Raw genomic sequence first — 13,373 nt, 5'->3', positions numbered from 1 at the left:
GTAGGAGCTGGCTTGCCAGCGAAGGGGCCCTTAAAGCCGCTAGAGAATCAAAGCCCCTCCAACTCCGCCATCAAGTCATTCAGCCGATCCACCTTCTCCTCGGTGATGTCATTCGCCGCCAAGCCCTCGATGTACTCAGCGAGCTCCGCGACCGTGCTGCATTCGAACATCGCCCGCAGCGGCACATCCCTTTGCAGCGCTTTCTGCACCCGCGACGCAATCTGCGTTGCCAGCAACGAATGCCCACCCAGTTCGAAGAAGTTGTCGCGTACCCCGACCTTCTCGACCTTCAACACCTGCGCCCAGATATCCGCCAGCGCGTGCTCCAGCTCATTGCGCGGCGCCAGATAATCCAGGCTCTGCAGCTGACCGATCTCCAGCATTGGCAATGCTTTGCGATCGAGTTTGCCGTTGGCATTGAGCGGCAGGCGATCCAGCCACAACCAGTGCAACGGCACCATGTATTCCGGCAGTTCGGCGCGCAGCCTTTGCTTGATATGCTCCAGTCGTTCGGTCGGATTGAGCTTCGAATCGGCCGCTACCAGATAACCGACCAGATGCTTGCCGTTCACCCCGTCCTGCACACCCACCGCCGCTTCACGGATTTCCGGTTGTTCGTGAAGACGCGCTTCGATTTCCCCCAGTTCGATGCGGTAACCGCGAATCTTCACTTGATGGTCGATACGCCCGACGTATTCCAGCACACCATCATTGCGTCGACGGGCCAGGTCGCCAGTGCGATACAGTCGATCCCCCGGCGCCCCGAACGGGTTCGGCACAAACACTTGCGCCGTGCGCAGCGGATCGCTGACATACCCGCGCCCGACCCCGGTGCCTGCCACGCACAACTCACCCACCGAACCCGACGGCACCAGCTCCAGCGCGCCATCGAGCAGGTATAAACGGTTATTGTCGGTCGGCGTACCAATCGGCAAATAGCTGCCGCGCGTCGAGGCCAGGTCGACGCGGAAAAACGCTACGTCATCCGAACATTCCGCCGGGCCATAGGCATTCACCAAGCCGATCTCCGGGTAACGCAGCAGCCATTGATGCGCGAGTTCCGGCGGCATCGCTTCACCAGTTGGCAGCATCCAGCGCAGACCGTCGAGGCTCATGCGTTCCTGGGCGAGCATGCCCTGAATCAACGATGGCACGCTCTCCAGCACCGTGATGCCCTGCGCCGAAACGTGTGCCAACAGGCCTTGTGGGTCATGGGCGATGGCGTTCGGCACGATGTCCACCCGCGCACCGAACAACGGTGCGGCGAGGAATTGCCAGACCGAAATATCGAAGCTTTGCGAAGCGGTCTGGGCGATCACATCGTTATCACTCAGATTCAGGTACGGCACTTTGCTCAATTGGTTATTGAGCATGCCGCGCTGCTCGACCATCACGCCCTTCGGCAAACCGGTGGAGCCCGAGGTGTAGATCACGTAGGCGAGGTTATCCGGCCCGCTGTAGATGCCCGGGTTTGCCACCGAAATAGCGCTTGCTTGCACCTTTTCCCAGACCAACAACCTGGGCCGCTGGGCACAGGCGAACTCGTCCAGCAACGCCAGCGCTTGTTCGCGGCAGGCTTGACTACAAACGAGCAGCGGCGTGCGGCTCAGATCGATGATCCGACTCAAGCGCTGACTCGGCAGGGCCGGGTCCAACGGCAGGTAACCGGCACCCGCCTTGAAGCTGCCAATGATCATGCCAAGCAAATCGAGGTTACGTTCACCCAGCAACGCCACCGGTTGATCCAGCCTGACACCGGCGGCAATCAGAGCGTGACCGAGGCGGTTACTGCGCTGGTTCAGTTCAACGTAGCTGTATTGCTGACCCAGATAACTGGCAACAATTCGCTGCGGATGCTGAGCCACCTGAGCTTCGAACAACGCGACGTAACTGTGATCCAGCGGGTATTCGTGTTCGCTCTGATTGCAGCCATGAATCAGGAAGTCCTGCTCTTTGGCACCCAGCAGCGGCAAATCGGCCATGTCGCCATGGAACCCTTCCACCAGTGCCAGCAGCAAGCGTTTGAACTCACCGAGCATGCGCTCGATGGTCGATTCATCGAAATAGCGCTGGTCGTAAGACAGGTGCAAGCCGAGGTCGTCGCCTGGATAGCACACGGCTGTCAGCGGGAAGTTGGTGTGGGTGCGGCCCGAATCCGAGGTCGCGTTGAGGCTTTGCGCCCGGTCCAGCACCGACACCTCCACCGGGGCGTTTTCGAACACGAACAGGCTGTCAAACAGCGGCTGGCCCTTGGGCAGTTCACTGTTTTCCTGAATGCTCACCAGCGGCAGGTATTCGTACTCGCGCAGCTGCATGTTGCTGTCGAGCATAGCGCTGAGCCATTGGCGAACGCTGCATCGCTGATCGTCTTCGGGCATCTTCACCCGCAGCGCGATGCTGTTGATGAACAGCCCGACCGTGCGTTGCATCTGCGGCATGTCCACCGGACGCCCGGCCACCATGACGCCGAACAGCACGTCGCGATCACCGCTCAAGCGTCTTAGCACCAGGGCCCACGCCGCTTGGGCGAAGGTGTTGATGGTCAGTTGATGCGCCTGCGCCAGTTCGCGCAGTTGCGCACCGTCATGGGCATCGAGTTTTGTGTAGCAGTCACCAACGATCATGCCACCGCTACCGCCGGCATGTTCACGCAGGAACGGTCGGTCACTCGGAATCGGCGTGGTCCGTTCGAAGCCTTGCAAGTTAGTTTTCCACCACTGCCGCGCTTCGGTCAGGCTCTGACGTTGCAACCAGCCGATGTAGTCGCGGTAACGCGGTGGCGCGGCCAATTGCGCTTCGCGGCCTTCGCCAAGGGCGGTGTAGATCTCAAAGAAATCGTTCATCAGCAACGAGCGGCACCAGGCATCGATCAGGATGTGGTGGTTGCTCATCATGAACCAGTAACGCACCGCGCCGACCTTGATCAAACGCAGGTGGAACGGGGCCTGATTGAGCAGATCGAAGCCGGTTTCGCGTTCGCGTTTCAGCAAGGCCTGTAAGGTCGGTTCTTGCACGGATTCGGCCATCGCGCTCCAGTCAAGGTATTCGATCGGCGTGCGGCCCGGTTTGTGGATCACTTGCAGCATGTCTTCGCCGACGTTCCAGCAGAACGACGCGCGCAAGGCTTCGTGACGGGCGATCACCGCTTGCCAGGCTTGGGCGAAACGCTGCGGATCGAGTTCGCTGTTGATGCGGTAACGATCCTGCATGTAATAGAGCCCGGTGCCCGGCTCCAGCAAGGTGTGCAGCAGCATGCCTTCCTGCATCGGGGTCAGCAGATAGACGTCTTCGATCACGGCCGCCGGAACCGGCAGCGCGTCGAGTTGCGCCTGGGTCAATTTCGCCAGCGGGAAGTCCGACGGCGTCAGGCCGCTCGCCTCGTCTTGCAGGCAATGCTCGACCAGGCCTTGCAGTTCGCCCAGATAAGCGTCCGCCAGCTCAGCGATGGTGTGCGGGTCGTAACGTTCAGCGCTGAAGGTCCAGCGCAGCACCAATTCGCCGCCATAGACCTGACTGTCGACGCTCAGCTCATTGGGCAGCGGTGCGTGAGGATCATGGGCCGCACCGATCGCTTCATCGAGCGGATGGAACAAGGCATCCGTACCTAAACTCTGGTCGAACTGACCGAGGTAGTTGAAGGTGATCCAAGCTACCGGCAGCGCGGCCATGGTTTGGCGGCACAGGTCGTCGGCCAAGTAACGCAACACGCCATAACCCAAGCCTTTGTGCGGCACGGCGCGCAATTGCTCCTTGATTGCTTTGATCGAGGCGCCCTGCCCCTCCTGCGGGGTCAGTCGCAGCGGATAGGCGCTGGTAAACCAGCCAACGGTGCGGGTCAGGTCGATCTCGTCGAACAGGGCTTCGCGACCGTGACCTTCCAGTTGAATCAATGCCGATTCGTCGCCGCTCCAGCGACACAGCACGCGGGCCAGCGCCGTCAGCAACAGGTCGTTGACCTGCGTGCGGTAAGCACTCGGGGCCTGTTGCAGCAATTGGCGAGTCTGCTCGGCATCGAGGCCCACGCTGACGGTTTGTGCATGGCGATTCTGCCGACCGCCCTCGGGACGATCGCACGGCAGCGCGACATCAGGGCCGGCCAGTTGCGACTGCCACCAATCCAGTTCTTCGCGCAGGGACTCGCTGCCGGCGTAGGCCTGCAAGCGTGCCGCCCAGTCTCTGAAGGCACTGGTTTTGGCCGGCAGGTTAACCGCTTGCCGGGCCACCAGTTGACGGTAAACCATTTGCAGATCGTCCAGCAGCACCCGCCACGAAACACCGTCGACCACCAAGTGGTGAATGGCAATGAACAGCCGTTGTTGCCCCTCGGGGCCATCGACCAGCAACGCTCGCAGCAATGGTCCTGTTTCGAGGTCGAGGCTGCGCTGGGCATCGGCAAACAACGCCTCGCACTGGTCCATGGTTGGTATGCGCACTTGCCACAACAGTTCGGTGTCGGACACCGGCTGATGTTCGACTCGCCATTGCCCGGCTAATTCCGTAAAACCCAGGCGCAAGGCGTCATGCTGCTCGATCACCGCCAACAATGCTTGCTCCAGGCGATGGGGCTCTAGCGCCACGGTCGGTTCCAGCAGCAACGCCTGGTTCCAGTGTTGACGCTCAGGAATATCAGTGTCGAAAAACCAGTGCTGAATCGGCGTCAAACGTGATTCACCGGTGAGCAAGCCTTGCTCGGCGGTGACCTGTTTGGTGCGGGTCGCCACGGCAGCCAGGGTTTGCACGGTCTGGTGCTGGAACAGGTCGCGCGGGCTGAAATGGATGCCCTGCTGCCGTGCCCGGCTGACCACCTGGATCGACAGAATCGAATCGCCACCCAGTTCGAAGAAGTTGTCGTTGAGGCCGACCTGCGGGACGTTCAGCACTTCGCACCAGATCGCGGCCAGGGTCAGTTCCAGCGCACTGCTCGGCGCCACATAGTGCTGGCGGTTCAGCTCCGGGTCCGGCGCCGGCAATGCACGGCGATCCAGTTTTCCGTTAGCGGTCAGCGGCATGCTGGCGAGCAGGATCAAGCGCGTCGGCACCATGTAATCCGGCAGTTGTGATTTGAGGTGCGCCTTGAGGGCATCGCGCAGTGCCGCTTGTTGCGCTTCGTCCTGCTCGGCGACCTCGGTGACCATATAGCCCACCAGTTGTTTGCCGCTCGGCGCTTCAAGCGCCAGCACCACGGCTTCACGGATCGATGCATGTTCCAGCAGGCGGGTTTCGATCTCGCCCAACTCGATGCGGAAACCGCGAATCTTCACTTGATGGTCGATCCGTCCGAGGTACTCCACCAACCCATCGGCGCGCTGGCGCACCAGGTCGCCGGTGCGGTACAGGCGCCCGCCGTTGGCAGTAAACGGATCGGCAACGAAACGCTCAGCGGTCATGCCCGGACGCTGGTGATAACCCTGCGCCAGACCGGCACCGCCAACGTACAACTCGCCGGTCGCCCCTTGCGGTACGAGGGCCAGGTCCGCATCGAGAATGTAAGCCACCCGTGCACCGATCACGTTGCCAATCGGCACACTGCCCATACCTTCTTCCAGCAGTTCGGGCGCGAGACTGGCCAGCGGCATGACCACGGTTTCGGTCGGCCCGTAAGCGTTGAAAAACAGACTCGGCTTGAACGCTGCGCGGATGCGCGCCAGGTGCTCACCCGTCAGGGCCTCGCCACCAGTGATGCACATGCGCACCGGCAAGGTTTCGCCCCGGGTCGCCAGCCATTGCGCCAATTGGCTGCCGTAGCTCGGGGTGAAGCCGAGGATGTTGATGTTGTGATGGCGAATCAAACTGCAGATTTCTTGCGCATCCCACTGCCCTTGCGCCCGCAAAACCACTTGTGCACCACTCAAAAGCGGCACCAGCAAACGCTCGGTCGCGGCGTCGAAGTTGATCGAATAGAAGTGCAATTCGCAGTCGTCCGGACGCATGCCGAAGCGTTGAATGACCGCTTGGCAATGCATGGCGATTTCACCATGGGCCACCACCACGCCTTTCGGTTTTCCGGTGGAGCCGGAGGTGTAAATCAGGTAGGCCTGATGTTGCGGCAGGCTGATCAACGGCAGCTCGGTGGTCGGGTAGTTGGCAAGTTCGGCGGCATCGTCCTCCAGGCACCAACGAGTGACGTTGGCCGGCAACTCACCGAGGGCTTCAAACATCGCCGCATCGCTGAGCAACAAACCGATGCCGCTGTCTTCGATCATGTAATGCAAGCGGTCCAGCGGATATTCCGGATCCAGCGGCACATAGGCGCCACCGGCCTTGAGAATCGCCAGCAGGCCGATGACCATTTCCAGCGATCGCTCAAGCGCCAGACCAACGCGCACCTGCGGACCGACGCCGCGCTCGCGGAGCATCCAGGCCAGTTGATTGGCGCGGCTGTCGAGTTCGGCATAACTCAGGGTCTGCCCGGCAAAGGTCAGGGCCGGCGCGTCTTTTCGCGTCAGCGCCTGCTCGCTGAACAGGTGATGAATGCACTGGTCGAGGCGATGCTCACCCGGCTCGACGCCGAGGCTATCGAACAGATTTTGCTGTTCGCTGACGTCCAGCAACGGCAATTCACTGAGGTGCTGTTGTGGGTCGGCCAGCAGCGCTTCCAGCAAGTTTCGCCAATGCCCGGCCATGCGCGCGATGCGCGGCTCGTCGAACAGATCAGTGCTGTAGGTCAGACAGCAACCGAGGCGATGGTCGAGATCGGTGACTTCCAGATTGAGGTCAAACTTGGTTGCTCGCGCATCGTTAGCCAGGTACTCGACAGTCATACCGGCCAGGGTGCGGCTCTGCTGGAATTCCCAGCGCTGCACGTTGCACATCACCTGGAACAACGGGTTGTAAGCCGCGCTGCGCGGTGGCTGCAACGCTTCCACCAGATGGTCAAACGGCAGGTCCTGATGGGACTGGCCTTCGATCACGGTGTGGCGAACCTGCTCGAACAATTCACCGACGGACATCTGCCCGTCGAGCTGGCAACGCAGCACTTGGGTGTTGAGGAACGCCCCGATCAACCCTTCGCTCTCCGGACGAATCCGGTTGGCCACCGGTGCGCCGATGCGCAGGTCCGTCTGGCCGCTGTAGCGGTAAAGCAGCACGGCCAGCGCGGCGGTCATGGTCATGAACAGGGTCAGACCGTTTTGCGCATTGAAGGCGCGGACTCGTGCAGCGAGGTCATCGCTAAGGTCGAAACGGAACAGTTCGCCTCGATGACTTTGCACAGGTGGACGCGGTCGGTCCGCCGGCAATTCCAGCAGCGGGTGCTCGTGACCCAATTGCGCGGTCCAGTAATCGAGTTGGCGCTGACGCTCGCCGGACTCCAGCCATTGACGCTGCCAGACGCTGTAATCCAGATACTGCACCGGCAGCGGCGCCAGCGGTGATTCGCGGTCATCGACGAAGGCTTCGTAGAGCGCGCTCAGTTCCCGGGCGAAAATGTCCATCGCCCAGCCTTCAGTGACAATGTGGTGCAGGGTCAGCACCAGGAAATGTTCGTGCTCGGCGGTCTTGACCAGGCAGGCACGCAACAGTGGGCCGGTTTCCAGATCGAAAGGTCTATGCGCCTCGTCGTCAGCCAGTTGCTGGACCCGTTGCTCGCGGACCTCGCCAGCCAGTGCCGAAAAATCCTTCCAGTCCATGCGCAGGTGGGTTTGCCCATGGACCTGTTGCCGAGCGACGCCATCGACGCTCGGGAACGTGGTGCGCAGGGTTTCGTGACGCATGATCAGCGCTTGCAGCGCGGCCTCAAAACGCCCGACATCGAGTACGCCACGCAGTCGTGCCATACCGCCGACGTTGTACGCCGGGCTGTCTGGTTCCATCTGCCAGAGGAACCACATGCGCTGCTGGGAATAGGACAGCGGCACAGGCTGGTTGCGGTCAACTTTCTCTATCGGTGGCTGTTTATTGGTCTTGCCGCTGACCTGAATCAGCCGGACCTGCTCGGCGAACGCGCCCAGCTCACTGTTCTCGAACAACGCACGCAGCGGCAATTCGACGTCGCAGGCCTGGCGGGTGCGGGAAATGATTTGCGTGGCCAGCAACGAATGGCCGCCGAGGGCGAAGAAGTCGTCGCGCAGTCCGATTTGAGTCTGGCCCAACACTTCGCGCCAGATGCCGGCGATGTGTTGCTCCAGCACGGTGATCAGTTCGACGTGTTCGCGTACCTGCCATTGCGGCTCGGGCAAGGCACGACGGTCGAGCTTGCCGCTTGGGCTCAGGGGCATTAGTTCCAGACGCATGAACTGCGCCGGGACCATGTAGTCCGGCAGTTCAGCCGCCAGTGCAGTGTTCAGGCGCGCGGTCTGAGCGTCTTCCGTTTCGCGAATTTCAGTAGTGGTGTAGTAACCGATCAACTGCCCGCCAGCCGCCGTCTCGCGCACCAACACCACGGCTTGCGCGACGCCCTCCTGCGCCAGCAACCGTGCTTCGATTTCTTGCGTTTCGACACGGAAGCCGCGCAGTTTGACCTGCTGATCGAGACGACCGAGGTATTCGAGCACACCATCGACGGTCCAGCGTGCGCGGTCGCCGGTACGGTACAGACGAGCGCCCTGCTCGCCCAGCGGATCGAGGACAAAACGTTCGGCGGTCAGGCCCGGACGGCCCAGATAGCCGCGCGCCAGGCCGATGCCGCTAATGCACAGTTCGCCGCATACACCGGCCGGCACGGGGTTGAGGTCACTGTCGAGCACGCGACAAATGACATTGCCCAACGGACGGCCAATCGGCGAGCGCTCGCCATCGACCGGGGTGCAATGCCAATGGGTCACGTTGATCGCGGTTTCGGTTGGACCGTATCGGTTGTGCAGCTGAACAGCGGGCAATTGTTCAAGCACGCGATTGCGCAGTTCCGCCGGCAAGGCTTCGCCGCCGGAGAATACGCGGCGCAGGCTGGTGCATTCAGCGGTGAGCGGTTCGTCGATAAACAGCGAAAGCAGCGGCGGTACGAAGTGCAATGTGGTGACGCCGTACTGCTGAACCAACTGGGCGATGCGATGCGGATCACGGTGTTCGCCGGGGCCGGCAATCAGCAAACGGGCGCCGGTGATCAGCGGCCAGAAGCATTCCCAGACCGATACGTCGAAACTGATCGGCGCCTTTTGCATCAGCACGTCGCTGTCGTTCAGGCGATAGGTTTCTTGCATCCATTGCAGCCGCTCGGCCAGCGCCGCATGGGTGTTGCCGACACCCTTTGGCTGGCCGGTGGAACCCGAGGTGTAGATCACGTAGGCGAGGTTGTCGCCGTTCAGATGCAGCCCTGGCGCATGGCTCGGCCAACGGTCGAGAGTGAGCGCGTCCATGGCGATCACGCTGACGCCATCGGTGGCCGGCAATCGCTCAAGCAATCCGCTTTGGGTCAGCAGCAACTCGACGCCGCTGTCACTGAGCATGTAGGCCAGCCGCTCGGCCGGGTACTCCGGGTCCAGTGGCACATACGCGCCACCGGCCTTGATGATCGCCAGCACGCCAATCAGCAATTGCGGCGAACGCTCGGCCGCGATGGCCACGCACACGTCCGGGCCAACGCCTTTGTCGCGCAGGTAATGCGCGAGTCGGTTGGCCTGGGTGTGCAGGTCGGCGAAGTCCATGGTCCCACCGTCCCACATCAGGGCGGTGCGCTCAGGCGTCAGGCGCGCCTGTTCGTTGAGCCGTTGCGGCAGCCATTGGTTGGCTGGTGTGCAGGGCGCCTCGCTCCAGGCTGTTTGCTGGTCGAGCTCGTTCGGGGTCAGCAGCGGCAGGTCACCGATGGCGGTGTCCGGTTGTTCGCAAATGGCGCGCAACAGGTTGCTGAAGTGTTCGGCCAGACGCTCGATGGTCGGCGCGTCGAACAGTTCGCTGGCGTAGTCGAAAGACAGGCTGAGGCGACCCTTTTGATCTTCTTCACTGTGCAGTTGCAGGTCGAACTTGGCTTCGCGGCTGTGCCACGGCAGCTCTTCGGCAAGCAATCCCGGCAGGCGGCGCAGTGCACTCAAATCCCGTTGCTGGTGGTTGAACATGACCTGGAACAGGCCTTGCTCGCGGGCTTGCGGGAACGCTTCGAGCAGTTGTTCAAAGGGCAAGTCCTGATGCGCCTGGGCGCCCAATGCGCTCTGCCGGGTTTGCGCCAACAACTCAGCGAAAGGCTGCCGCGAATCCACCTCGGCACGCAGCACCTGAGTGTTGATGAAGAAGCCGATCAGCCCTTGGGTGTCCAGTCGTGGACGGTTGGCATTCGGCACACCGATGCGGATGTCACGCTGGCCGCTGTAGCGGTGCAACAGACTCTGGAACGCGGCGAGTAACAGCATGAACGGTGTTGCTTCATGAGCCTGTGCGGTCTGGCGAATGGCACCGCTCAAGGTCGCGTCCAGCTTGACGGAATGACGAGCAGCGCCATGAGTATGCTGCGCCGAACGCGGATGGTCGGTGGCCAGACTTAGGGTCGGGTGTTCGTCGCCCAACCGGGCTTTCCAGTAAGCCAGCTGACGCTCGCCCTCCCCTTGCGCCAGCCATTGACGCTGCCAACTGCCGTAGTCGACGTACCGGGTCGGTAATGCCGCAAGCGCTGCGGTTTGTCCTTGGAACTCAGCGGCGTACAGGCGCGAGAACTCGTCGATCAGCAGGTTCAGCGACCAACCGTCAGCGATGATGTGGTGCATCGTCACCAGCAGTTGATGCTCCTCTTCAGCAAGGCGCACCAGGGTCACCCACAGCAGCGGGCCTTTCTCCAGATCGAACTGAGTACGGGCTTCGTCTTCACGGATTTGCGCTGCACGGGCTTCACGCTCGGCAGCCGGCAAGTCACTGATGTCGATCAATTGCAGGTTGAATTCAGCGGCTGCATCCACCTGTTGCAACGCCACGCCGTCACGCTCGAAGAATCGCGTGCGCAGGGATTCGTGACGTTCGATCAGCTGCTGGAAGCTGGCGCGCAGCGCGTCTTCATCCAGCTCGCCGCGCAAACTCAACGCACCGGGAATGTTGTAGGCGCTGCTGTGCGGGTCGAGTTGCCAAGTGATCCACAGGCGGTTTTGCGCCAGCGATTGCGGCATGGCTTCGGTGCGCGACAATGGGGTGATCGCGCCTTGGGCCAGGCCGCCATCCTGTTGTTGCTTAGCCACTGCGATGGCAAACGCACCGAGGGTCGGCGCTTCAAACAGCAGGCGCAGGTTCAGCTCAAGATTCAGTTCTTCACGCAGCCGCCCGACCACTTGAGTGGCGGCAATGGAGTTACCGCCGAGCAGGAAGAAATGGTCGTCGGCATGGACCTGTTTGACCTGCAATTGTTYGCCCCAGATCTGGCCGATCAGGGTTTGCAGTTCAGAACCCGATTCGGGCTTTCCTTCCCTTTCGGTGACCGCTGACGGAAACAGCGCATAACTGTCCAGACTGCCGTCCGCCAGGCGATTGCGGCACGCCGAGCGTTGCAACTTGCCACTGGAGGTCTTGGGCAACGCCCCCGGATTGAGCAATACCACCACGCTCGGCGCTTCCTGAAAGGCCTCAGCCACGGCTTGGCGGATGGCGTTGATCAGTGCTTCGGGAGCCAGGATTTTCTGCACGCTGCGGCTGATTTCGGCGGCGATGCCAATGCCTTCCTGGCCGTCGCTGTGCACTGCGAAAACGGCGACACGACCTTTGCGCACCACGTCCACTTCACGCTCGATGGTCTGCTCGATGTCCTGCGGATAAAGGTTGTGTCCGCGAACGATCAGCATGTCTTTCAGGCGCCCGGTGATGAACAGTTCACCGTCGCGCATAAAGCCCAGGTCGCCGGTGCGCAGCCAGGTCTGGCCCTCGTACTGGACGAAAGCCTTGGCGCTGGCCTCGGGGTTGCGCCAATAGCCGAGGGCGATGCTCGGCCCACTGGCCCAGACTTCGCCAACGGTATTGTCGACCCGCTCAGTGTGTGCGACCGGATCGACAATCAGCACAGCGTGATCCGGCTGGCTGATGCCACAACTCATGACCGCGCGGCCCTCGCCCGGCTCAGCGCGGTTTTGTGCCAAGGCTTGATCGTCCACGCGCAGATTGCCAATGCCCTGCCCCCGAGGGCTGCCGGCAACGAACAACGTTGCTTCGGCCAGCCCGTAAGACGCCATGAAACTGTCCGGAGTAAAAGCGCACGGAGCGAATTTCTCGGCGAAGCGTTCCAGGGTGTCGAGGCGAATCGGTTCGGAACCAGAATACGCCACTCGCCAGCCACTCAGGTCGAGGCGCTCCACGGCCGATTCGCTGACGCGTTCGCTGCACAGCCGATAGGCAAAATCCGGCCCGCCGCTGATGGTGCCGCCGTATTCATTGATTGCCTCCAGCCAACGCAACGGTCGACCGAGGAAGTACGCCGGGGACATCAACACGCACGGCACGCCGCTGAAAATCGGTTGCAACAGACCACCGATCAACCCCATGTCGTGGTACAGCGGCAGCCAGCTGACGATCACGTCATCAGGGTTTAGATCGATGCCAAAGCCGTGGCGAATCAACAGTTCATTAGCCACGAGGTTGCCGTGGCTGACTTGCACACCTTTGGGCAACGCGGTGGAACCGGAAGTGTATTGCAGGAAGGCAATGTGGTCGTCTTGGAGGTTCGGCTCGATCCAGCGGTTCGCCCTTTCAGCCTCGAGGGTGTCGACGCATAGCAACAACGGCGCGTCTTCGATCTGCTGCAATGCGTCGCGCAGATCGGCGCTGGTCAGCAGCACGCGCGGCTCGGCATCGCTGATGATCGACAGCAGACGCGCCTGGTGGTGACGTTTGGCCGACTCCGGCGGATAGGCCGGAACCGCGATCACCCCCGCATACAAACAGCCAAAAAACGCGGCGACGTAATCCGGGCCACTGGGAAACAGCAGTACCGCGCGATCGCCAAATTCGGTCTGGGCCTGCAACGCTCCGGCAATGGTTCGCGCGCGCTGGTCCAGCTCGCGATAGCTGAGTACCACCGCCTGGTCCGGGCTGTCGGCGAGAAAACGCAAGGCCACCCGATCCGGCGTCAGGGCCGCGCGGCGCTGGAGGGCTTGGACCAGAGTGCTTGGGAGTTCGAACGCGTCGGTCATGAGGTTTCCTGCCTGATTTCGGCTTGCAAGTGGAATCGGTTTTCTGACAGCACGCCCATGGGAAGGCGCGCACGACGCGGTCTTTGCCGACCGCGCAAGGCAATGGGAATGCGGGTTTGGCCGGGATTGACCCTGCGCCTTACACCAATGGGAACGGATGACGTCTTGAAATAATTAGTCGGCAGGCCGGATAGCCAGCGGGGATGATTACTGCATGCAAGGGCATCGGCGTGCGGCAGTTCGCACTTTGCACCACACGGGCGCATTAATTCTCTTTCTCAATTGACAATCATTATCATTCAACCTAATTTGTCGCTCGACGCGCAGGGCGAAGCAGGTTGC

The 13,373-nt window shown here is 61.6% G+C and carries 1 protein-coding gene; it reads right to left on the bottom strand.

The genetic code is table 11. From position 1 onward, the window contains the following. Positions 1-47 precede the first annotated feature (47 nt). Positions 48-13,031, bottom strand: a complete 12,984-nt coding sequence (locus AC1DSG_RS03370) for a non-ribosomal peptide synthetase (RefSeq protein ID WP_477789581.1) — start codon at positions 13,029-13,031, stop codon at positions 48-50. Between the last annotated feature and the right edge of the window lie 342 nt (positions 13,032-13,373).

Source organism: Pseudomonas sp. P5_A12 (genome assembly GCF_056400685.1).
The sequence above is the reverse complement of the archived record's forward strand: the minus strand, read 5'-3'. Positions and strand labels throughout refer to the sequence as shown.